The following is a 21,202-nucleotide window of genomic DNA, read 5'->3' as shown; positions in this document are numbered from 1 at the left end:
GAGTTCGAAAAGTACAAGGCCACCTGATGAACGCCCCGAGGCGTCCACGAACAAAACCCAATTTTGCAGGTCCGACTCAATACGCGTTGCGGTTGATGAAACCCTTGAAAATCGTGATTGCAACGATCTTGATGTCGAACCAGAACGACCAGTTGTGAATATAGAAAAGGTCGAACTTCACTCGGCTTTCCATCTTCTCGACCTTCGTCGTCGCCCCGCGATAGCCATTCACCTGCGCCCAGCCGGTGATGCCCGGCTTGATCCGATACCGGAACATGTAGCCGTAGACGAGATCCTTGTACAGATCGTCGTGTTCGATCGCATGCGGGCGCGGACCCACCACCGACATATCGCCGAACAATACGTTCAGAAATTGCGGCAGTTCATCGAGGCTCGTGCGTCGCAGGAATGCGCCGACCTTCGTCACGCGTGGATCGTTGCGCGCTGCCTGCGTGATCTGGCCGGCATGCTCCGCGTGCATCGCCATCGAGCGGAATTTGTAGATGCGAAACGGCCGTCCGTCGGCGCCTTTGCGCCGCTGCGTGAATAGTACAGGCCCCTTCGACGTCGTCTTGATCGCGATTGCGATCGCAACCAGCAGTGGCGCGAGCGCGATCAAGGCGGCCGTCGCGAAACAGCGGTCGAACAGCATCTTCGGCCACATCTGCAGCGCGTTGACCGGCGAGGTCGTGAGGTTGATCGACGGCAGGCCGGCGACGGCGGTCATCGAATGATTGAAGAGCGACATGCTGCGCGTGTCGGGAATCAGGCGCAGGTCGACGAAATCGTGGCGCAGCGCGTGGACGAAGCGAAATATCGTGTGCTCCTCCGACAGCGGCAGCGCGAGCCACACTTCGTTGATGCCTTCGGCGCGCACCTTCACGACGAATTCATCGAAGTCGTTCAGCACGGGCAGGCGTCCGGCGCGTGCATGGCCGATGCCGCTCGCGTGGAGCGCTTCGTCGCCGCTCGTATCGAGCAGGCATACGGGCGTGAAGCCTTGCCCCGGCGTGCGGCTCAGATGCGCAAGCAGCGTGCGCGCGAAGCCCTGTGCGCCGACGATCGCGATCGTCCGCTGATTGAAGCCGCGGCTTCGCATCACGCGCAATGCGACGTGCATGAGGCACTTGGACACGACGATCAGCGCGCCCGAAATGAGCGTCGAGCAGGCGAACCAGAGGCGCGAGACGGCATCCATCCGATGCAGCGTGAAGGCGAGCAAGAGCCCCGTCGCGACGACCGCCATCCACGCGAGCGTGACGCGGGCGAGCATCGCGGCAAGCGCCTTGCCGCGCCAGGCTTCGTACACGCCGAAGGTCGGGAAGAGCAGCGGCGCGAGTACGCAGTTGAACGCGAATCAGGAGGATTTCGGTGTCGCTGAAATCCGTCGACGGCGAGAAGCGCATCGAATGGGCGATCAACCCGCCCGAGACGATGAACGCGACATCGAGCGAGCGAAGCGTCCGGTCGAACGTCATGGTCTCGCTCCGCGCTGGCCGCGTCCTGCTTAATGTTCTTCGCTCGTCGCGGGATGCGTGGTTTCGGTGGCGCGCAGGCGCGGCAGCAGGCGATCGAATTCGCGCTTGACCAGACCGTAGCATTCGCAGGCGCGCGCTTCGAGCCCCGCACGGTCCACGACCTTGATGCAGCCGCGGCTGTGATGGATGAGGCCCGCGTCGTGCAGCTTGCCGGCCGCTTCGGTCACGCCTTCGCGGCGCACGCCGAGCATGTCGGCGATGAGTTGCTGCGTCACCTGCAATTCGTTCGATGCCGTGCGGTCGATCTCGATCAGCAGCCAACGGCAAAGCTGCTTGTTGAGCGAGTGATGGCGATTGCAGGCGGCCGTCTGCGCGACTTGCGTGAGGAGCGCTTGCATGTAGAGCAGCATCAGGCGGCGCAGGAAGTCGGAGCGGCCGAACTGCTCGCGCAGTGCCTGGGCGCTCATGCGGTAGGCGAAGCCGGGGCACTGGACCTGCACGCGCGTCGGCATCGTTTCGCCGCCGGTCAGGACCGGCACGCCCGTCATGCCTTCGCGGCCGACCGCGGCGATTTCGACGGAACCGCCGTCTTCCATCGTGTGGAGGAGCGAGATGATCGCGGTGGTGGGGAAGTAAACGTGGTGGATGCGCTGACCCGAATCACACAGCAGTTGTTCGGTACGAAGTTGCACGAGTTCGAGATGCGGCGTGAGGGCTTGCCATTCGTGCGCCGGAAGCGCGCCCAACAGATGATTTCCATGTAGGTCGGACTGGAGGGTCAGCATGATTTTTTCTCTCGTAACTTCGCGCAGTGCGCTTCACTATTTTTTTCTGGCGGTGAAGGTCTCGAGGACTTCTCTTGCTTACCCCGGTCCGAAACAGTCATCGCCAGCCCCGTAGCAGCCCGACGTCGCTTGTCAGTAGAGGCTCTGTGCGTCGTACCTGGCTGCGAGGTTCATTTAGCGAGGACCGTGCCAATCGGTGCAATAGCAATGCCATCATGGGCTCACCTGAAACGGGCCTTGTGTGCGGCAGCGCGACCAAGCGTTTTTGTTTCAGTTATGAACATCGGTGGTCTTAGGAATCGATCGGCGGCATCCCCCCTTTCGTATGTGAAAAGCCTCCCGGACGCGCTTTCCAGTTTTTGTCCCCCCGTCCGACAAGCCACACCGGGGCGCGTCCCTCTTTGGCCCCATCCCCATTTGTAGGGACTTAGAAAAATGATTCATCCGTGTTCCATGAACTTCGCGCATTAACGAAGCGAACGAGGGATGAATCGTCTGCGTAACGGCCGGGCCGCTGAAACACTCGGCTCACGAGCTTTCGAGCGGACAGTTTTCGTCTAGTGCGAGGTCTGCGGGAAACGTTGCGTGGGACGCATGCGTAGCGCGGCGCGCGTCGATCGAGCGATCCCGGCAACGCCTTCGCGCCTTGATGGGACAAGGGCGGGCGCGCAGATGCGGCTTCGTGGCCGTGACGACCGAACCGCCACGATCACAAAACGTTTGCCCGGTGCACCGCCGCCCGCGCGATCGAACTCTTCCTTCTCGAAGGGCGTGCACGGAAATGTTTCACTTGCCGACATGCCCGCGCGTTTTCGTCGTACGCAAAGCGTGCCGATGCTTCAAGAGCCTATTCAGCAGACGATAGCCGCGAGCGCGGGTACGACGCGTTCGTAAGCGTCTTCGAGCACGTCGAAGGATGCCTCGCAGTGATCGCGCCGTCCGCGCGACAGCGAACGTGCGAGGCGACATTGCAGCACCATCGATTCGCTGGCGATCTTTTGCGCGGCGACCGGCGCGGCTGTCGGAATGTCGAACCCTTGCTTGCGCATCCAGCGCAGGTATTGTCCGAGGAATTCGAAGTTCGAACCAAGCTGTCGCATTACGTTGAACGCGTAATGACCCGCGTACGCTTCGCCGCGTTCGAGCATCGTCTCGACGTGGCCAGCGAACGCCGCGCGCCAGCGCGTCACCGGGTTGTGCTCCGGACGCCGGAGAAGATGGGCGCAGAGAATGTCCGCGGCAATCTCGGCGAGGGCTGTGCCCGTCAGCGACGGCCGCGCGCGCTTCACGAACTCGACGTGCGGAAAGATCTCCGCCGCGCCGTTGGTCTCGAGAGCGGTATGCAGTACGTGATCGTAGTCGTCGCCGTCGAGCAGGTGATAGCCCGTGTTGTGAAAGTAGCCGAGGCGCCGCGCGTCCGGCTCGATCACGTCGATGCCGATCGTCGTCTTCGCGTGCGCGCGGCGATACGAGATCGAGCGCGTGTCGGGCAGCCAGAACGCGTCCACTTCGATCAGCACCGTATTGGCGCGGCGTGTCTGCGTGAGCGCGCGTTCTTCGAGCGAATCGAGGATCGACAGTTCCTGCACCTGCAGGCCGTAGAGCTTTTCGATGTCGTCAAGCGGGGGGCGCGGGAGCGTGAACTGATCGTCCTCGAAATCCTGCGTGACCGCGAAGGCGAGCATCGCGCGCGGCTCGAAGCCGTAGCCGTGCAGCAGTTCGATCCACAAATCGGCTTGGCTGTCGGTGTCGTGCCAGATGCGCTCGCCGCGATGCAGCGCATGCGCGTGATGACGGCGCGCGCGCATCTGCAACGGATCGAGACTGATCACGCGCGAGCGGCTCGCACCGGAGTCGACGCCCGTGACATGGAACGCGCTCATGCGGTGACCTCGAGGCGAACCGACGTGTGGTCGATGTCGTAGCGACCGCGCGTCATGTGCGCGATGCCTGCATCGGTGGCGGTGATCATGCGGATTTTCCCATAAAGGGTGAGCGTTGCGCGAGGCAATTCGCGCATGGCGGATGCTGGGCGAATGGCGCTTCGTTTAAGGATGTTCGTCATACGGATGCACGATGCACCATCGATCGATGATCGTTACGTCGGACGAACCACACTTCGGACGGAATCCCGCGAAGCCATGTGCGGTAAGGCTTATTTAACGAATCCGCAGAGGCAGGCGTCGGTGCGATGGCGCACTGAAAGGCGGGAGTTACGGACGTACCGTGTCATCGTCGCAAAGCGGGCTTGTCGCCGGCAGCATGGAGACCTTGATGAACTGGAAAACGCTGGACTTCGAACAATTGTCGACGCGCGAGCTGTATCTGATTTTGCGTGCGCGCAGTGCCGTGTTCGTCGTCGAACAATCGCACGTGCATCTCGATGCCGATGGCCGCGACGAAACCGGCATCCACGTCTTCGCAACCGACGACATCACGCGGCCGATGCCGGTGCTGGCCTACGCACGCATCCACGAAGGCGATGCCGAGGATCCCGAAGTGGTCGTCGACAAGATCCTGACGAGCCCGCTGCGGCGCGGCGACGGCACCGCCGAAGCGCTGATCGAGCGCGTGCTGGCGGTGGCCGCGGAACGCTGGCCGGGGCGCGGTGTAAGGCTCTCGGCGCCTGTGAGCCTGCGGGGTTTCTACGAGGCGTTCGGTTTCCGCAAGACCGAAGGGCCGTTCCTCGAACACGGCATGCCGTACATCGGTCTGACGAGAAAGAGCCGCCTGTTGCGCGATACCGCGAGCCTGATGAAAGCGCAGGCCGCGGCTTATCGGGACACCTTCGAACTTTTTTGACCGGTGCGAAGCGACGAGGATTCTTGACGCTTCGTGCCGTTCCGTCCGGCCACACATGAAAATCGTCCACCTCGCCAATCATGCGCAGACCATCGGCAACGGCACCGTCAACATGATGGTCGACCTGGCCTGCGTACAGGCACGTTTGGGGCACGACGTGGTCGTGGCGTCATCGGGCGGCGGCTTCGAGCCGCTCTTGCGGCGTCACGGCATCAATCACGTTCTTCTGCAGCAGTCGCGGCAACCGTGGCGCGTGCCGTCGATGGTCGCAGGCTTCAATCGTCTCATCGACCGTTTCGATCCCGACATCGTCCACGCGCACATGATGACCGGCGCGCTCGTCTCGCGTTTTGCCGGCATGCGGCGGCGCTTTGCGCTCGTCACGACAGTGCATCAGGAGTTCCAGAAGAGCCCGTCGCTCGTACGCTGCGGCGATCACATGGTCGCGGTGAGCGAATCGGTAGCGGAGAGCCTGATCGAAGGCGGCATGCTGCGCGAGCGGCTCTCGGTCGTGCGCAACGGCGCTGTCGATGCGCCGCGTCTCATCTGCCGGCCGCCCGCGAAACCGGTGCGGCTGAAGCACCCGAACGTGCTGAGCGTCGCCGGGATGTATCGGCGCAAGGGAATCGCGGACCTGCTGCAAGCGTTTGCGCAAGTGCACGAAGAGGCGCTCGAGGAACGCGAATTCCTGCCGCAGCCGCATCTGTACCTCGCCGGCGGCGGCCCCGACCGCTATTCGATGGAAGAACTCGCAGCGCAACTCGGCATCGCGGACGTCGTGCATTTCCTAGGCTTCGTCGCGGACCCGCGCCCGTATCTCGCAGAGGCCGATGTCTTCGCGCTCGCGTCGCACGTCGATCCGTGTCCGCTCGTGTTGAGCGAAGCGCGGGAGGCGGGCTGCGCGATCGTCGGGACGCGGGTGGGCGGCATCCCCGAAATACTCGACGGCGGCTCGGCCGGCGTGCTCGTCCCGCCGGGTGAGCCGGACCAGCTTGCGATGAAGTTGCGCAGGCTCCTGATGGACACGCACGCGCGCGTGCAACTCGCGGCGCGCGCGAAGTGCAACCTCGAGGCTTTTTCGGTGGAACGCGTCGCGCGCGAGTATATGGCGGTCTATCAGCGCGCGCTTTCGGAACGCGCATCGATGGAGCGCAGGCAGGAAGCGCGCGGCACGCGCCGCGCTCCCGACGGCGCGCTGTGACGCCGTTCGGCATATTTACCGCCTCGCGCGCCGCATCGGCCGCTTTCACGGCGATCTTCCCGATAGCAGTTCCCGATGTTGCACTGCTGAACCATGTACGCGCGGGCCCGGGCGAGGTGCGCAGACAATACCGACTTCAGCACCCGGCAACGTTCGGACCCGCACAGAACGGCTGCAATATGCTTGTTCAAATGGATATATGACATTCAGGACCGGTTCGATTTCCGAAATAATCGACTGGTCGCCGCGAAAGCGGAAAAACTCACGCCGTCGTTCTTCAGGTTCACTGACGAACGGCGGCGCGTGTGCGGATGAAACGCCGTCATTCGTCCGACAAAGCATGGCAGGCGCGATTCCGTAATGCATAGCCGCGCCGAAACGCAGGTCGCTGGATGAAAAAGGGCAGTCGATACACAAAGAGCGCGTCGCGATATGTGCGGACGACCGCTGTTGGCGCGAAATCGAGAGGGAATACCCTGTCAGGACTTTCCCAACTGGATTTCGATGCAGCGAAGACGCAACGTATCTAGCACGGTGAATGCCCGTTCGGGTCGCCGTGCCCTTCGCAAATGAGGAAGCGCGAAGCGATGCGCGAGAGGCATACAGCTACGGTCAGGCGCAAGGGGAGAAGCGTGATGGATGAAAACAAAGAGCGATCGCTGGTGGCGAAGGTGATGGACGGACTCGTCTCCGGCATCGTCGAGCAAAGATATGGCGCGATACTGCCGCCACAGGACGTTTTGTCCAAGGAATTCGACGTGAGCCGCACCGTCATGCGCGAGGCGCTCAGCATGCTGCTGGCCCGCCACATGCTTGACGTGCGGCCGAAGACCGGCACGCGCATTCGTCCGATGAGCGACTGGCGGCTGATCGACGAGGACGTCGTGAGCTGGCGCTTTCGTGCCAAGCCCGATCAGATGTTTCTTCGCGATGTAATCGAATTCCGCATGCTGATCGAGCCGCGCGCCGCCGCGCTCGCCGCCGCGCGCGCGATGCCGGACGAAGTGGCCGGCATCCGCGATGCGTTCGATGCGCTCGCCCGCCTGACCGTCGGCGAGCCGGAGTACCAGGCGGCCGACGAGGCGCTGCACACGCGCATCGTCGCGGCGAGCGGCAACCAGTTTTTCCGCCAGATGACCGCGATCGTGCGCGGTGCGCTGGTGACGGTGAATCCGATCGTCGACGGCATCGAGGCCGTGCGCGAGGCCACGCTCGCGGCGCAGCGCAAGGTGGTCGAGGCGATCGAGGCGAAGGACGCTTCGGGCGCAGAACGCGCAACGCGCGCGCTGATCGACCTGGCCGCTGAAGAAGTGGGGCGCGCGTTTTCGCTGGAACGAAGCGGCGAAAATCCGCCGGTGGTCGGAGAGGCTGCGGGGATTTGAGGCACGGAAGGACGGGTGTCGTTTGGACGAACCGGGGCTTGCCCCGGTTTTTTGTTTCGTGCTTGCCCGTGTCTTGCAAGGATGCGCCGCCGCTTCAGGCACAATGCCGCGACCTATCCAACCGACCCGGAGAGCCAGCAGATGAGCAACACCACCACCACGATTCGCTGGGGCATCGTCGGCGCGGGACGCATTGCGCGGCGTTTCGCCGATGGCCTCGCCCACGTGCCGGGCGCCGTGCTGGCGGGCGTGTGGTCGCGGCGCATTGAAAGCGCCGAGACGCTGGCCACGTCGTTCGGCGCACGCGCCTTCGATTCCCTCGACGCCCTCATCGGCGAAGTCGATGCGCTCTACATCGCGACGCATCAGGACAGCCATCCCGAATACGCGCTGCGAGCGTTCGCCGCCGGCAAGCCTGTCTTGTGCGAAAAGCCCGCGGCCGTGAATGCGCGCACCTTGCAGCAGATGATCGACGCCGCGCGCGCCGCGAAGCTGCTCTTCATGGAAGCGATGAAGCCGCCGTTCTATCCGCTCTACGCGCAGTTGCGCGCGCATCTCGCCGCTGACCCGATCGGCGAGATCGGGCTCGTGCGCGCGGGCTGCTCGATAGCGAACGTGCCCGATACGCACCCGTCGTTCTCGAAGGACATCGGTGGCGGCGCGCTGCTCGACATCGGCATCTACGAGGCGTTTCTCGCGGTCGACTGGCTCGGCGAAGCGCTCGACGTGCAGACGATCGGACGAATCGGCGCGACCGGCGTCGATACGTTCGCGAGCCTGAACGTGCGCCACGAGCGCGGCATCTCGCAGCTTTTCTGCGGGCTCGACCTGCAAGGCCGCGGCGACGCGCTGATCGCCGGCACCGGCGGCACGGTGACCATCCACGAGAACTGGTGGAATCCGGCGCGCGCGACCGTCACCTATATCGACGGCCGCAAGGTCGAACTGAACGCGCCCTTCGAAGGCGGCGGGCTCAACTACGAGACCGCGCACTTCTGCGAGCTGTTGCGCACAGGCGCGATCGAAAGCCCCGTGATGCCGCACGCGACCTCGATGCGCATGATCGCGATCACCGATGCCGCCCGCCGCGACCTCGGCCTGCGCTTTCCTTTCGAGACCGATTAAAGTTCGCGCACCCTTCGCCGTTAACTCCGCGTACCGGCGCCGCGTTAGTTGAAGAACGGCGGCGCTCCACAATCTGAAAGCTCGCGAAGCCAACGTCGAATCCATGTCTCCTATGAAAATCCTGTCGAAACTCATGCTGTTGGTCCTGCCCGTCCTCGCCGCGTGCGGCGGGAGCGGTTCCGATGACCAGGTTTGCACGGGCGGCGCCGCGCTCGAAAAGAACTGCGTGCCGAAATCGACGAATACGCTGCCCGAAGGCATCTGGAACGGCGCGACGACGACAGGTCTCGCCGCCCAGACGCTCGTCCTCGAAAACGGGCAGTACTTCAGCGTCTACACGTCGAGCGGCAACTTCGTATGGATGACCGAGGGCATCATCACGGCGAAGGACGGCGCGTTCAACGATCCGGCGACCGTCGCGCTGTCGAACACCGGATCGCTGATGGCGGGCGTGATGAACGGCAGCTTCATCGCGAAGACGTCGCTCAGCGCGACGACCAACATCAACACGACGCCGATCACCGAGCCGCTCATCTTTAACGGTAACTACAACACGGTCTACGACACGCCGCTCACCGTCGCCGACGTGCTCGGCAACTGGACCAACCCGGCGACCGTCACGACGTCGGCGTCCGTCACGTTCGCCGCCGATGGCACGCTGACCGGCTCGCAGGGCGCCTGCACATTCACCGGCACTGTCAAGCCGCGCGCGACGGGCAAGCACGTGCTCGACGGCTCGCTCCTCTTCACGAGCGGCGCGTGTTCGGCGGGCATCAACGTGGCGATGCCGATCGAGGCGACGGTGATCAACGGGCAACTGACCTTCGTCGGCGTGACGCCGCAGCGTTCCAGCGCGTTTTCGCTGACGGCGACGCGTTAAGGCGTTTGCAGCGTCCTGAAGCAAAAAAGCCGCTCGACGAATTCGTCGAGCGGCTTTTTAACGGGCAAAGGGCGCGACGATCGTTCAATGCCGCCCGGGCAGCGCGAGTCTGCGCTCGAATCTCCGCTGGACGAATTCGAGAATGCTGCACAACACCCAGTAGACGAACGCCGCCGCGAGATACAACGGCAACGGCTGATACGTCGCCGCGATGACTTCCTGCGCGCTGCGCAGCAACTCCGTCACGGTGATCACCGACACGAGCGACGTGTCCTTGATCAAGCTGATCAGACTGTTCGACAGGCTAGGCACCGCGATCCTCAACGCTTGCGGCGCGATGATGTAACGAAGCGTCTGCGTGCGCGAGAGACCGAGGCTGTACGCCGCGAGCCACTGTCCGCTGTGCACGCCGAGAATCGCGCCGCGCATGCTCTCCGACAGATACGCCGCCACGTTCGCCGACAACGCGATCACGCCCGCGGGCGTCGGTTCGAGCGAAATGCCGAGGCTCGGCAACCCGTAATAGATCACGAAAATCTGCACGAGAAGCGGCGTGCCGCGCATAACGCTCACGTAACAGCGCCCGATCAGGTTGAGTGCGCGATTGCGGCTGATGCCCATCAGCGCCAGCACGACGGCCGCGATCAGGCCGAAGAACATGGAGTAGACGGCGAACTTGATCGTCAGCAGGGCGCCTTGCACGAGGACCGGAGCGGATTGGACGAGCAGGGATGTCGTGGACATGTAGGGGTAACGTTAGCCTGGAAGGGTGCCGCGCGAGAAAGCGCACATCATAAACCGGGCGCAAAAAAGAGAAGGGCGGCATCGCCAGCGGATGCCGCCCTCCCTGCCGCCCGCGCTTGAGCGCGACGGGCTTACTTGGCGGGCTTCGTCACGTCGATCCCGAACCATTTCTCCGAGATCTTCTTGAACGTGCCGTCCGCTTCGAGCTGGGTCATCGCGTCGTCGATGGCCTTCTGGAACTTCGGATTGCCCTTCTTGAACGGAATCCCCGACGGATTGCCCGCGCCAACGTTCGCGCCCGTGCGCAGCGGCAACTGCGAGTTCTTCATCAGGTAGGCGAGCATCAGACGGTCGTTCAACGCCGCGTCGAGCCGGCCGGCGGCCAGGTCGCGCAGGTATTCAGGCGCGCCCGGATACGTCTTCACGTCGATGCCCTGCACGGCCTTCGCCATGTCCATGTAGTTCGTGCCGAGACCGACGCCGAGCTTCTTGCCCTTCAGCTCCTCGAGCGACTTGAACTCGCGCGAATCGTCCTTGCGCTGGATCAGCTGCGCGTTCGAGTACGTGTACGCCGGCGAGAAATCGAGCGTTTGCTTGCGCGCATCGGTGATGCCGACCTGATTCACGATCACGTCGAACTTGCCCGCCTGCAGGCCCGCGATGATGCCGCTCCACTCCGTCGTGACGAATTCCGGCTTCACGCCGAGCTTGGTGGCGACGGCCTTCGCGATATCGACGTCGAAGCCGACGAGTTCACCTTGCGGCGACTTCGAGTTGAACGGCGGGAAGGTGCCTTCGAGACCGACGCGCAGCGTGCCGCGCTGCTTGACCGTGTCGAGCAGATCCTCGGCGTGCGCAACCGCCGACAACGATGCTCCGATCAAGCCGGCGACGAGCACTTTCTTGAGCAGTGACAGTTTCATTGTGTTGATGACCTCTTGGTTGGGTTCTGTAAGGCGTCGAACGCTGCAAATGCGGCGATCATAGTCAAAATGCAATCGATACCTAAAGATCGTTTGTCTATTTCTATATTACGTAAGCGCCTCGATGCATTCGGTCACGAGCGCCGGCCCTTTGTAGATCAGCCCTGTGTAGACCTGCACGAGCGAGGCGCCCGCCGCGAGCTTCGCGCGGGCATCGGCGCCCGAAAATATCCCGCCGACGCCGATGATCGGCACCTCCGTTCCGACTTCCGCGCGCAGCTTGCGGATCACATTGTTCGAAGCCTCGAAAACCGGCTTGCCCGACAGGCCGCCGGTTTCGTCACCGTGCGGCAGGCCCGTCACGGCGGGACGCGAGAGCGTGGTATTCGTCGCAATCACGCCGTCGATCTGGTGGCGCAACAGTGTGCCCGCGATCTCCTTGATCTGCTCGTCGTCGAGATCGGGCGCGATTTTGAGTGCGAGCGGCACGAGTTTGCCGTGCAGGTCGGAGAGGCGCTGCTGCTTGTCCTTCAGCGCGCCGAGGAGCGCATCGAGCTCGCCCGCGCCTTGCAGTTGCCGCAGGTTCTTCGTATTCGGCGACGAAATGTTGATCGTCACGTAGCTCGCGAACGGATACACGCGTTCCAGGCAATAGAGGTAATCGTCGGCGGCGCGCTCGATCGGCGTGTCCGCGTTCTTGCCGATGTTGAGCCCGAGCACCCCGCGATAGCGCGCGGCCTGCACGTTCGCGACGAACTCATCGACGCCGCCGTTGTTGAAGCCCATCCGGTTGATGAGCGCCTCCGCCTCCGGTAGCCGGAAGATGCGCGGACGCGGATTGCCCGGTTGAGCGCGCGGCGTGACCGTACCCACTTCGATGAAGCCGAAGCCCAGCGCCCCAAGGCCGTCGATGCACGCGCCGTCCTTGTCGAGACCCGCCGCCAGCCCGACCGGATTGCGAAAGCTCAGGCCCATGACGGTTCGCGGCGAATCGGGCAACTGCTTCGCGAGCATGCCGGCGAGTCCGGTACGACCGGCGGCGCCGAGCATGCGCAATGTCAGGTGGTGGGCGTCTTCGGCGTCCATGCGAAAGAGACGGGCGCGCGCGAGCGGATAGAGAAAACTGAACACGAGGGAATGAGCCGGCGACGGCCAGAAATTGAGACCCACTATTTTAGCGGCTTTGGGCGAAGCGCCCTTGGGAATCGGAATCGGACGATTTTCGAGGCGTGCTTTTGGCGGAAAGCGGTCGAAAGCGGCCGAAGCGCGAACGTCAGCGCGGTTCGTGCTCGCCGCGCGGCATCTTGCCGGGCATCGGCGGCGTGCCGGCGGAATGCATCGTCGAGGGATCGAGGAGCGACCAGTTGCCGTCGACGAGTCCTTCGAGCGGACGGAAATTCGCCTTGTACGCCATCTTGTCGCTTTCGCGAATCCAGTAGCCGAGGTAGACGTGCGGCAAATCGAGGCTCTTCGCCTGCTCGATCTGCCAGAGGATGTTGTAAGTGCCGAAGCTCGTGTGCGACAGCCCAGGTTCGAAGAACGTATACACCGAAGAAAGCCCGTCGCCGAGGATGTCGATCATGCTGATCATCCGCAATTCGCCGGGCTGGTCCGGATGGCCCGGATGCGGCGGTTCGCGGAATTCCACGAGACGCGAATTGATGCGGCTTTGCAGGAGGAACTGCTCGTACTGGTCGCGGCTGTCGCGGTCCATGCCGCCTCCTGCGTGCCGTGCCGACTGGTAGCGCATGTAGAGCGCGTAATGCTCCTCGTCGTAGTGGAGCGGCGCCACGCTCGCGACCAGTGCGCCGTGCTGTTTCCACACGCGCCGCTGGGTACGGTTCGGCATGAAGCGCGCGACCGGCACGCGCACCGGCACGCACGCGCGGCAGCCGTCGCAATACGGGCGATACGTAAAGACGCCCGAGCGCCGGAAGCCGGCCTTCACGAGCTCGGTATAGACGTCGGAATTGATGAGATGACTGGGCGTAGCGACTTGCGAGCGTGCGACGCGCCCTTCCAGATAACTGCAAGGGTAGGGCGCTGTTGCATAGAATTGCAGCGCGGAAAGCGGTGACAGCGGCAGCTCGTTGGGGTGAGTCACGTTGGCGGCTCTCGCAGGCGTCTTCTCTCGGTCCCGGACGTGGCGCGAACAGGTTCGTCACGCGGCGGTCATCGAGTCAATGCGTCGGATCTGGTTATCTGGATGACGCGTTTTTCAGCGCGCCAGCACGTCGAGGAGGACGGATTTGTCGAAGTGCCAGGGGATCGGCGATTCAGCGACAGCGCGGCGCAAGTGCGTAACGAAACCCTTGCGCGGAATCTCGCGGCCGCCCAGCGACGCCAGATGCGACGTGTTCTGCTGACAGTCTATCATCTCAATTTTATGGTGGCGCAAGTGTCCGACGAGCGCCGCCAGCGCGATTTTCGATGCGTCGCTCTTGTGCGCGAACATCGATTCGCCGAAGAACATCTTCCCGAACGACACCCCATACAACCCGCCGACGCGCTCGCCGTCGAACCACGCTTCGATGCTGTGCGCGTCGCCCGCGCGATGCAGCGTGGAGTACGCATCGACGATATCGGCGGTGATCCACGTCCCTCGCTGGCCTTCGCGCGGCGTTTGCGCGCACGCGCGCATGACGGCGGCGAAGTCGTCGTCGACGCGCACTTCCCACGATTGATCGCGCAGCACGCGCTTTAGCGTCTTTCGAAACGAATCGGAAACCTTGAATTCAGCGGGAACGAGGACCATGCGCGGATCGGGGCTCCACCAGAGCACGGGCTGGCCGTCTGAATACCACGGGAAGATGCCGCGCCGATAGGCGTCGATGAGACGCGACGGCAGCAGGTCGGCGCTTGCGGCGAGGAGGCCCGGCGCGCCGCTCGTCGCGCCGAGCGCGCGCTCGACGGGCGGAAACGGATCGTCGGAGGCGAGCCACGGGACCATGGGCGACTCCGTCAGCCGTCGCGCAGGGTGCGGAAGATGTCGCCGGTATGCAGCGTGTAGGTGCCGGCGGCGCGGTCGGCGAAGAAAAAGCGCAGCGTCTGGCCGACGGTCGGGAACGCGATTTCGTCCCACGGGATTTCGCTTTCGTCGAAGAGCTTTACTTCGAGGCTCTCCTCGCCGGCGTCGACGTCGATGTCGAGCAGGCGCGCGAGATAGAACAGATGCACCTGGTGTACGTGCGGGACGTTGAGCAGCGTGAAGAGGCTCTGGATCTCGACGCGCGCGCCGGCTTCCTCGAGCGTTTCGCGGGCGGCGCCTTCGCTCGTCGTCTCGTCCATCTCCATGAAACCGGCGGGCAGCGTCCAGTAGCCGTAGCGCGGTTCGATCGCGCGGCGGCAGAGCAGCACCTTGTCGTCCCAGACCGGCACCGTGCCAACGACGTTGCGCGGATTCTGATAGTGGACGGTGCCGCAGTTGCCGCACACGAATCGTTCGCGGTTGTCGCCGGGCGGGATGCTCAGGCCGACTTCGTGGCCGCAGACGGAACAGAATTTCATAGACAAGGAGAGGGAAAGTGTCGTGGGAGTGTATCACCGGAGGGGGTTCCCTTTCGCGGCGGCGTGTGGGGTTCGGTGGGCGGCGAGGCAGTCGTTCCTTGCGCTGCTCACGACCTTGTTCGAAGCGTTTTATTTGCGCGCACGCGGGGTTTTGGGCTGAAACTGCGAGCTATCTTGCGACCAGCGAATCGTAAATAGCCCGTGCGGGACCATGGTTGACACATTCGCTGGAGTTGGTACGGCGACACATAGTCATCGGCCGCCGCCCGCCAACGAAACGCACCAGCCCCGTGCGTCGGCCGGACGCGGTTTCACCGCTTCTCGCTACAATATTCGAATCACCACCAAGCACTGCCTCCATGTCCACGACCCCCGCCACGCGCCCTCCAATGCTCGCCACCGCCGAAGCGCTCGCGATCCTGCTTGCCGCCGCGCGGCGCGTCGAGGGCGTCGAAGCGATCGATACGCTCGATGCCCTCGGCCGCGTCCTTGCCACCGATGTCGTCTCGCCGCTCGACGTCCCGCCCATGCACACCAGTTCAATGGACGGCTACGCCGTGCGCGCGGCCGATCTGGCGGGCGCGTCGGAAGGCCAGCCCGTCGCCTTGAGCGTCTCGCAGCGCGTCCCAGCCGGCCACGTCGCCGCGCCGCTCGCCGCGGGCACGGCCGCGCGCGTTTTCACCGGCGCAACCGTGCCCCCGGGCGCCGACGCCGTCGTCATGCAGGAAATGGCGACCGCCACCGACGATGGCCGCGTCGCCTTCGCGCAGCCGGCCAGGGCCGGCGAATGGATCACGCCCCAAGGCGCCGACATCCGCTGCGGCTCGGTGATCCTTCCCGCCGGCACGCGCCTGACGCCGCAGGCGCTCGGACTCGCGGCATCGGTGGGGTGCGCCGCGCTCGACGTGGTGAAGAGAACGCGCGTCGCGGTCTTTTTCACCGGCGACGAATTGACGATGCCCGGCGAGCCGCTGCGCGAAGGCGCGATCTACAACTCGAACCGCTTCACGTTGCGCGCGCTGCTCGCGCAGCTCGGCTGCGAAGTGACCGATCTCGGCATCGTCCCCGACCGGCTCGACGCTACCCGCGACACGCTACGCCAGGCCGCCCGCGATCACGACCTGATCCTGACGTGCGGCGGTGTATCGGTCGGCGAGGAGGATCACGTGAAACCGGCCGTCGAGGCCGAAGGGCGCATCTCGATGTGGCAGATCGCGATGAAACCCGGCAAGCCGCTCGCGTTCGGCGCGGTGCGTCGCGGCAACGAAAACGATGGCGAGGCTTTCTTCATCGGCCTGCCCGGAAATCCGGTGTCGAGTTTCTGCACGTTCCTGCTGTTCGTCCGGCCGTTCGTCCTGCGGCTGGCGGGCGTCGAAGAAGTCGCGCCACGCGTCTTTCCGATGCGCGCCGATTTCACGCAGAAAAAAGGCGATCGCCGCAACGAATTCCTGCGCGCGCGCGTGAACGACGCGGGCGGACTCGACGTCTTCGAAAATCAAAGTTCGGCCGTGCTGACGTCGACCGTCTGGGGCGACGGCCTCATCGACAACCCGCCGAATCACGCGATCGTCGCGGGCGAAATCGTGCGCTTCATTCCGTTTTCGGAACTGATGCGCTAAAGAACGAGGAAGACATGAAAGTGGAATTGCGGTTCTTCGCGAGCGTGCGTGAAGCGCTCGGCGTGGCGAATGAAAGCGTCGAGGTGCCGGACGGCATCGTGAACGTCGGCGACGTGCGCGCCTGGCTGCGCACGCGCGGCGGCGCGTGGGCGGAGACGCTCGCCGAGGGGCGGTCGCTGCGCATGGCGTGCAATCACGTGATGACGGACCCGTCGCAGCGCATCACGGAAGGCTGCGAAGTCGCGTTCTTCCCGCCGGTCACGGGCGGCTGACATGACGACAGTCCGAGTCCAGGAAGCCGATTTCGACTTGAGCACCGAAGTCGCCGCGTTGCGCGCGCAGAACCCGAAGGTCGGCGCGGTGGCGTGCTTCGTCGGGACGGTGCGCGATCTGAACGAAGGCAGCGCCGTCGAGACGATGGAACTCGAGCACTACCCGGGCATGACGGAAAAGTCGCTCGAAGCGATCGCGCGGCAGGCCCGCGAGCGCTGGCCGGGGTCGGACGTGCTGATCGTGCACCGCATGGGAGTGTTGAAGCCGCTCGACCAGATCGTGCTGGTCGCGACCACGGCGATGCATCGCGCGGAGGCTTTCGAATCCTGCGCGTTCGTGATGGATTATCTGAAGACGCAGGCGCCGTTCTGGAAAAAGGAAAAGACCGAGGCGGGCGAGCGCTGGGTCGATGCGCGCGAATCCGACGATTCCGCGCTCAAACGCTGGGACGGTTGAGCGGTTATCCCGGCCGCTCCGTCCCTTTGCCGACGAATTTCGCCGGAAAGGGCTCACCATCGGCCCGCGCACGAAGTTCGGGCTCGTCCTTGCCGGTGCGCAGGCGTTTCAACGCCGCGAGCAGCTCGATCTGCTCGTCCGGAATCTTGTAGTCCCATCCGAATTTGCTCAACTGCAGACTTTGCGCGATACGCAGCGCCGGCTCCATGAAGAGCACGGCCGCCGCAGGCTCGTAGCGCGCCTCGACAGTATTCAAAAACAGCGAAAGCCAGCGCGCGAAGTGCTGCGGCTCGATGTCCCCGAGCGGCCGATGCGCCTCCTGCACGTTCCCTCGATATTGCTTCGAGCCCAGCACGAGGCTCGACCAGAACGTCGTCATCTTGGCGAGATGCTCGTCCCAGCGGCCCGTCAACTCGCGCGTAAAGATCGGCCCGAGCAGCGGATCGTCGTCGACGCGGCGATAGAACGCCTCGACAAGCGTGCGGATGTTGGCTTCGTCCGCTTCGGTGTGACGCGGTGTCGAGCTTTCGCGCAAGGTTTTGTGATTCATGATGTGACCACTGTGTTTATGAGGCGGACTGCCGCGCGTCGGTTTTGCTGACGGCGTGTAACGATCTGTCGCACAATATCGGCTTGTATGGTGGAGCGTCGGTAGCAGATGTTAGCCGCCGTCGCGTCCGGTGCGGTGATTATCCCTTTCGCGCCCAGCGGTTTCGGCCATGGAAAGCTTTTAACTTCGCGCTTCTTCGTCTAATTATCATCAACGATGCGCCGTCGAGCGCGTGCACTGAAGCAAATCATGCGGCTCACCGATTACACCGATTACTCGCTGCGCGTCATGCTCTATCTGGCGGTTCGTCCCGAAGGGCTCACGACAATCCAGGAAATCTCGAATGCCTACGGCATTTCCAAGAACCATCTGATGAAGGTCGTCCAGCGGCTCGGCGAACTCGGCTGGATCGAGACCGTGCGCGGTCGCAACGGCGGGCTGAAGCTGAACGAGCGCTCGGCCGGGTTGACGATTGGCGAAGTCGTGCGCAATACGGAAAACGATTTCGCGATCGTCGGCTGCTTCGCCGGCGACGACGAAGCCCACCGCCATTGCGTGATCCAGCCGCATTGCCGTCTGAAAGGCGTGTTCGCCGCCGCGCGCGATGCCTTCCTCGCCGAGCTCGACAAACACACCGTCGGCGAACTGGCGGAGCCGGCTAGCGAACTGGCGACGCTGCTCGGCATCGTGCGGTTCGTGCCGCCGGCCGGCAGCGGTTTCGCGACCGCTCATTGATCTGAACTTTTTAGTACGGGCGCCCGCCCGTCAAAGCGTCCCGCGGCAAAATCAGAAAAAATGCGCGTGACGCGCAAATTTATGCTTGAAAGCGCGGAGAAACACCTCATTTTGAACACATTCCGATTTGGAGGTCTCAATAATGAGAATCGACAAGCTAACCACGAAGTTTCAAGAAGCACTCTCCGACGCGCAGAGTCTCGCCGTCGGGCATGACAATCAATATATCGAACCGGCCCACCTGCTTGCCGCGCTGATCGCCCAGCAGGACGGCTCGGCGCGCTCGCTGCTTTCGCATGCCGGCGTGCAGGTGCAGGCGCTGCAAACCGCGCTCAACGACGCGATCACCCGCCTGCCGCAAGTCAGGGGCACCGACGGCAACGTGCAGGTGAGCCGCGAACTCGCGGGCCTGCTCAACAGCGCCGACAAAGAAGCGCAAAAGCTCAACGACACCTACATCGCGAGCGAGATGTTCCTGCTCGCCATTGCGGACGACAAGGGCGACACCGGCCGCATCGCGAAACAGCACGGCCTGACGCGCAAGGCCGTCGAAGCCGCGATCAACGCGGTGCGCGGCGGCGCGCAAGTGAATAGCCAGGACGCCGAGAGCCAGCGCGAGGCGCTCAAGAAGTACACCGTCGACCTGACGGAGCGCGCCCGCGCGGGCAAACTCGACCCTGTGATCGGCCGCGACGACGAAATCCGCCGCGCGATCCAGATTCTCCAGCGCCGCACGAAGAACAATCCGGTGCTGATCGGCGAGCCGGGCGTCGGCAAGACGGCGATCGTCGAGGGGCTCGCGCAGCGTATCGTCAACGGCGAAGTGCCGGAAACGCTCAAGAACAAGCGCGTGCTCTCGCTCGATATGGCCGCGCTGCTCGCCGGCGCGAAGTATCGCGGCGAGTTCGAGGAGCGTCTGAAGGCCGTGCTGCACGACATCGCGAAGGACGAGGGGCAGACGATCGTCTTCATCGACGAAATCCACACGATGGTCGGCGCGGGCAAGGCCGAAGGTGCGATGGACGCAGGCAACATGCTGAAGCCGGCGCTCTCGCGCGGCGAGCTGCATTGCGTCGGCGCGACCACGCTCGACGAATACCGCAAGTACATCGAGAAGGACGCGGCGCTCGAGCGCCGCTTCCAGAAGGTGCTGGTCGACGAGCCGACGGTGGAAGCGACCATCGCGATCCTGCGCGGCTTGCAGGAAAAGTACGAGTTGCATCACGGCGTCGATATCACCGATCCGGCGATCGTCGCGGCGGCGGAACTGTCGCATCGCTACATTACCGACCGCTTCCTGCCCGACAAGGCCATCGACCTGATCGACGAAGCGGCCTCGAAAATCAAGATGGAAATCGACTCGAAGCCCGAGGAGATGGACCGGCTCGACCGCCGGCTGATCCAGTTGAAGATCGAGCGCGAAGCGGTGAAGAAGGAGAAGGACGAGGCGTCGCAAAAGCGTTTGCAACTGATCGAAGAGGAAATCGACCGGCTGAATCGCGAATATTCCGATCTCGAGGAAATCTGGACCGCCGAGAAGGCCGCGGTGCAGGGCAGCGCGCAGTTGAAGGAAGAAATCGAGAAGGTGCGCGCGGACATCACGCGTTTGCAGCGCGAAGGCAAGCTCGAAAAGGTCGCGGAATTGCAGTACGGCAAGCTGCCCGAACTCGAAGCGCGCCTCAAGCAGGTCACGCAGGCCGAGGCGACCGAGCAGAGCAATCCGACGCGGCCGCGGCTCCTGCGCACGCAGGTGGGCGCGGAGGAAATCGCGGAAGTCGTGTCGCGATCCACCGGCATCCCCGTTTCGCGCATGATGCAGGGCGAGCGTGAAAAGCTGCTTCAGATCGAAGGCAAGCTGCATGAGCGTGTGGTCGGTCAGGACGAGGCGATCGGCGCGGTCGCCGATGCGATTCGCCGCTCGCGCGCCGGTCTCTCGGACCCGAACCGGCCGTACGGCTCGTTCCTGTTCCTCGGGCCGACGGGCGTCGGCAAGACCGAGCTGTGCAAGGCGCTGGCGGCGTTCCTGTTCGACTCGGAGGATCACCTGATCCGCATCGACATGAGCGAGTTCATGGAAAAGCACAGCGTCGCGCGGCTGATCGGCGCGCCGCCGGGCTACGTCGGCTATGAGGAAGGCGGGTATCTGACCGAAGCGGTGCGGCGCAAGCCTTACAGCGTGATCCTGCTCGACGAAATCGAGAAGGCGCACCCGGACGTGTTCAACGTGCTGCTGCAAGTGCTCGACGACGGCCGCATGACCGACGGACAGGGGCGCACCGTCGACTTCAAGAACACGGTGATCGTGATGACGTCGAATCTCGGGTCGCAGGTGATCCAGTCGATGGTCGGCGAGCCGCACAACGCCGTGAAGGACGCGGTGTGGGAAGAGGTCAAGCTGCACTTCCGGCCGGAATTTCTGAACCGGATCGACGATGTCGTCGTGTTCCACTCGCTGGATCGCAGCAACATCCAGTCGATCGCGCGGATTCAGTTGCAGCGGTTGCATGACCGGTTGGCGAAGCTCGATATGCAGTTGGACGTGTCGGATTCGGCGCTGGAGCAGATCGGGAAGGTCGGTTACGACCCGCATTTCGGGGCGCGGCCGCTGAAGCGCGCGATCCAGCAGGAGATCGAGAATCCGGTCGCGAAACTGATTCTGGCGGGCAGGTTCGGACCGAAGGACGTGATTCCAGTCGATATACGGGAAGGGAAGTTCGTATTCGATCGCGTCGTGCATTAAGC

20 protein-coding genes and 1 pseudogene are annotated in these 21,202 nt (G+C 63.7%); 10 read left to right on the top strand and 11 right to left on the bottom strand.

The window, feature by feature from the left end; all coding sequences use genetic code 11:
* Positions 1-76: 76 nt before the first annotated feature.
* The 4 genes and pseudogenes from AWB67_RS10205 to AWB67_RS39485 all read right to left on the bottom strand — a co-directional run bounded on the left by AWB67_RS10205 (position 77) and on the right by AWB67_RS39485 (position 4,328).
* Positions 77-1,478 (bottom strand): annotated as a pseudogene (locus tag AWB67_RS10205) (undecaprenyl-phosphate glucose phosphotransferase).
* 29 nt (positions 1,479-1,507) lie between these two features.
* Positions 1,508-2,263 carry a Crp/Fnr family transcriptional regulator gene (locus tag AWB67_RS10200; RefSeq protein ID WP_087656107.1) on the bottom strand — a complete coding sequence of 252 codons (756 nt, stop codon included), beginning with the start codon at positions 2,261-2,263 and terminating at the stop codon, positions 1,508-1,510.
* Between the two features lie 851 nt (positions 2,264-3,114).
* Positions 3,115-4,146, bottom strand: coding sequence for a DUF1839 family protein (locus AWB67_RS10195; protein WP_087656106.1), 1,032 nt, complete (start codon positions 4,144-4,146; stop codon positions 3,115-3,117).
* Positions 4,143-4,328 (bottom strand): hypothetical protein, encoded by a 186-nt coding sequence (locus AWB67_RS39485; RefSeq protein WP_125477571.1) that lies wholly within the window; start codon positions 4,326-4,328, stop codon positions 4,143-4,145. Before AWB67_RS39485 ends, AWB67_RS10195 begins: the two co-directional genes overlap by 4 nt.
* A gap of 209 nt (positions 4,329-4,537) precedes the next feature.
* On the opposite strand from AWB67_RS39485, the gene AWB67_RS10190 reads away from it, so the two are divergent.
* The 5 genes from AWB67_RS10190 to AWB67_RS10170 all read left to right on the top strand — a co-directional run bounded on the left by AWB67_RS10190 (position 4,538) and on the right by AWB67_RS10170 (position 9,653).
* Positions 4,538-5,065 carry a GNAT family N-acetyltransferase gene (locus AWB67_RS10190; protein WP_087656105.1) on the top strand — a complete coding sequence of 176 codons (528 nt, stop codon included), beginning with the start codon at positions 4,538-4,540 and terminating at the stop codon, positions 5,063-5,065.
* A 55-nt stretch (positions 5,066-5,120) separates the two neighbouring features.
* Entirely contained in the window at positions 5,121-6,266 is a 1,146-nt protein-coding gene (locus AWB67_RS10185; RefSeq protein WP_087656104.1) for a glycosyltransferase, read from the top strand.
* 635 nt (positions 6,267-6,901) lie between these two features.
* Complete coding sequence (locus tag AWB67_RS10180; RefSeq protein WP_087656103.1) at positions 6,902-7,648, top strand: FadR/GntR family transcriptional regulator; 747 nt, start codon at positions 6,902-6,904, stop codon at positions 7,646-7,648.
* A 141-nt stretch (positions 7,649-7,789) separates the two neighbouring features.
* Positions 7,790-8,773: a Gfo/Idh/MocA family protein gene (locus tag AWB67_RS10175; protein WP_087656102.1), complete on the top strand. Its 984-nt coding sequence runs from the start codon at positions 7,790-7,792 to the stop codon at positions 8,771-8,773.
* 103 nt (positions 8,774-8,876) lie between these two features.
* Positions 8,877-9,653 (top strand): hypothetical protein, encoded by a 777-nt coding sequence (locus tag AWB67_RS10170; protein WP_235025094.1) that lies wholly within the window; start codon positions 8,877-8,879, stop codon positions 9,651-9,653.
* 84 nt (positions 9,654-9,737) lie between these two features.
* On the opposite strand, the gene AWB67_RS10165 is transcribed toward AWB67_RS10170, so the two are convergent.
* From AWB67_RS10165 to AWB67_RS10140, 6 genes are all read right to left on the bottom strand, one after another.
* Positions 9,738-10,397 carry an amino acid ABC transporter permease gene (locus AWB67_RS10165; protein ID WP_087656100.1) on the bottom strand — a complete coding sequence of 220 codons (660 nt, stop codon included), beginning with the start codon at positions 10,395-10,397 and terminating at the stop codon, positions 9,738-9,740.
* Positions 10,398-10,528: 131 nt separating this feature from the next.
* The gene (locus AWB67_RS10160) at positions 10,529-11,320 is read right to left on the bottom strand and encodes a cystine ABC transporter substrate-binding protein (protein ID WP_087656099.1); all 792 of its coding nucleotides are present in this window, start codon (positions 11,318-11,320) and stop codon (positions 10,529-10,531) included.
* Positions 11,321-11,428: 108 nt separating this feature from the next.
* Complete coding sequence (locus AWB67_RS10155) at positions 11,429-12,451, bottom strand: quinone-dependent dihydroorotate dehydrogenase (RefSeq protein ID WP_087656125.1); 1,023 nt, start codon at positions 12,449-12,451, stop codon at positions 11,429-11,431.
* 142 nt (positions 12,452-12,593) lie between these two features.
* Complete coding sequence (locus tag AWB67_RS10150; RefSeq protein ID WP_087656098.1) at positions 12,594-13,424, bottom strand: arginyltransferase; 831 nt, start codon at positions 13,422-13,424, stop codon at positions 12,594-12,596.
* A gap of 114 nt (positions 13,425-13,538) precedes the next feature.
* A complete protein-coding gene (gene aat, locus AWB67_RS10145) occupies positions 13,539-14,270 on the bottom strand; it encodes a leucyl/phenylalanyl-tRNA--protein transferase (protein WP_087656097.1) in 732 nt (243 codons plus the stop codon).
* A gap of 11 nt (positions 14,271-14,281) precedes the next feature.
* Entirely contained in the window at positions 14,282-14,827 is a 546-nt protein-coding gene (locus AWB67_RS10140; protein WP_087642359.1) for an NUDIX hydrolase, read from the bottom strand.
* 389 nt (positions 14,828-15,216) lie between these two features.
* Here AWB67_RS10140 and AWB67_RS10135 point away from each other — a divergent pair, with 389 nt between their 5' ends.
* Genes AWB67_RS10135 through moaE form a run of 3 tightly spaced genes read left to right on the top strand, consistent with a single transcriptional unit; the run spans position 15,217 to position 17,175 of the window.
* On the top strand, positions 15,217-16,446 hold the full coding sequence (locus AWB67_RS10135) for a molybdopterin molybdotransferase MoeA (RefSeq protein ID WP_200822204.1): 1,230 nt from the start codon (positions 15,217-15,219) through the stop codon (positions 16,444-16,446).
* A gap of 14 nt (positions 16,447-16,460) precedes the next feature.
* The gene (moaD, locus tag AWB67_RS10130; protein ID WP_087656095.1) at positions 16,461-16,718 is read left to right on the top strand and encodes a molybdopterin converting factor subunit 1; all 258 of its coding nucleotides are present in this window, start codon (positions 16,461-16,463) and stop codon (positions 16,716-16,718) included.
* Position 16,719: 1 nt separating this feature from the next.
* Complete coding sequence (gene moaE / locus AWB67_RS10125) at positions 16,720-17,175, top strand: molybdopterin synthase catalytic subunit MoaE (protein WP_087656094.1); 456 nt, start codon at positions 16,720-16,722, stop codon at positions 17,173-17,175.
* 4 nt (positions 17,176-17,179) lie between these two features.
* Here moaE and AWB67_RS10120 read toward each other — a convergent pair whose 3' ends face one another.
* Positions 17,180-17,725, bottom strand: a complete 546-nt coding sequence (locus AWB67_RS10120; RefSeq protein ID WP_087656093.1) for a group III truncated hemoglobin — start codon at positions 17,723-17,725, stop codon at positions 17,180-17,182.
* Positions 17,726-17,974: 249 nt separating this feature from the next.
* Here AWB67_RS10120 and AWB67_RS10115 point away from each other — a divergent pair, with 249 nt between their 5' ends.
* Together AWB67_RS10115 and clpB are read left to right on the top strand one after the other, a co-directional pair.
* On the top strand, positions 17,975-18,460 hold the full coding sequence (locus AWB67_RS10115) for an Rrf2 family transcriptional regulator (RefSeq protein WP_087656092.1): 486 nt from the start codon (positions 17,975-17,977) through the stop codon (positions 18,458-18,460).
* Positions 18,461-18,602: 142 nt separating this feature from the next.
* The gene (gene clpB / locus AWB67_RS10110; RefSeq protein WP_087656091.1) at positions 18,603-21,200 is read left to right on the top strand and encodes an ATP-dependent chaperone ClpB; all 2,598 of its coding nucleotides are present in this window, start codon (positions 18,603-18,605) and stop codon (positions 21,198-21,200) included.
* The last annotated feature ends 2 nt before the right edge of the window (positions 21,201-21,202 follow it).

Origin of the sequence: Caballeronia terrestris, from assembly GCF_001544515.1 — a bacterium.
GTDB classification, from domain to species: Bacteria; Pseudomonadota; Gammaproteobacteria; order Burkholderiales; family Burkholderiaceae; genus Caballeronia; species Caballeronia terrestris.
Note: the sequence above shows the minus strand (reverse complement) of the source record. Positions and strands in the feature narration are given on the sequence as shown.

Excerpts from the sequence above, each read along its gene's own strand:
- AWB67_RS10200 (WP_087656107.1), bottom strand. The coding sequence starts at position 2,263 with ATGCTGACCCTCCAGTCCGACCTACATGGAAATCATCTGTTGGGCGCG.
- AWB67_RS10185 (WP_087656104.1), top strand. The coding sequence starts at position 5,121 with ATGAAAATCGTCCACCTCGCCAATCATGCGCAGACCATCGGCAACGGC.
- moaE (WP_087656094.1), top strand. The coding sequence starts at position 16,720 with ATGACGACAGTCCGAGTCCAGGAAGCCGATTTCGACTTGAGCACCGAA.
- aat (WP_087656097.1), bottom strand. The coding sequence starts at position 14,270 with ATGGTCCCGTGGCTCGCCTCCGACGATCCGTTTCCGCCCGTCGAGCGC.
- AWB67_RS10160 (WP_087656099.1), bottom strand. The coding sequence starts at position 11,320 with ATGAAACTGTCACTGCTCAAGAAAGTGCTCGTCGCCGGCTTGATCGGA.
- AWB67_RS10115 (WP_087656092.1), top strand. The coding sequence starts at position 17,975 with ATGCGGCTCACCGATTACACCGATTACTCGCTGCGCGTCATGCTCTAT.
- AWB67_RS10190 (WP_087656105.1), top strand. The coding sequence starts at position 4,538 with ATGAACTGGAAAACGCTGGACTTCGAACAATTGTCGACGCGCGAGCTG.
- moaD (WP_087656095.1), top strand. The coding sequence starts at position 16,461 with ATGAAAGTGGAATTGCGGTTCTTCGCGAGCGTGCGTGAAGCGCTCGGC.
- AWB67_RS10175 (WP_087656102.1), top strand. The coding sequence starts at position 7,790 with ATGAGCAACACCACCACCACGATTCGCTGGGGCATCGTCGGCGCGGGA.
- AWB67_RS10180 (WP_087656103.1), top strand. The coding sequence starts at position 6,902 with ATGGATGAAAACAAAGAGCGATCGCTGGTGGCGAAGGTGATGGACGGA.
- AWB67_RS10135 (WP_200822204.1), top strand. The coding sequence starts at position 15,217 with ATGCTCGCCACCGCCGAAGCGCTCGCGATCCTGCTTGCCGCCGCGCGG.
- AWB67_RS10120 (WP_087656093.1), bottom strand. The coding sequence starts at position 17,725 with ATGAATCACAAAACCTTGCGCGAAAGCTCGACACCGCGTCACACCGAA.
- AWB67_RS39485 (WP_125477571.1), bottom strand. The coding sequence starts at position 4,328 with ATGACGAACATCCTTAAACGAAGCGCCATTCGCCCAGCATCCGCCATG.
- clpB (WP_087656091.1), top strand. The coding sequence starts at position 18,603 with ATGAGAATCGACAAGCTAACCACGAAGTTTCAAGAAGCACTCTCCGAC.
- AWB67_RS10165 (WP_087656100.1), bottom strand. The coding sequence starts at position 10,397 with ATGTCCACGACATCCCTGCTCGTCCAATCCGCTCCGGTCCTCGTGCAA.
- AWB67_RS10140 (WP_087642359.1), bottom strand. The coding sequence starts at position 14,827 with ATGAAATTCTGTTCCGTCTGCGGCCACGAAGTCGGCCTGAGCATCCCG.
- AWB67_RS10170 (WP_235025094.1), top strand. The coding sequence starts at position 8,877 with ATGTCTCCTATGAAAATCCTGTCGAAACTCATGCTGTTGGTCCTGCCC.
- AWB67_RS10195 (WP_087656106.1), bottom strand. The coding sequence starts at position 4,146 with ATGAGCGCGTTCCATGTCACGGGCGTCGACTCCGGTGCGAGCCGCTCG.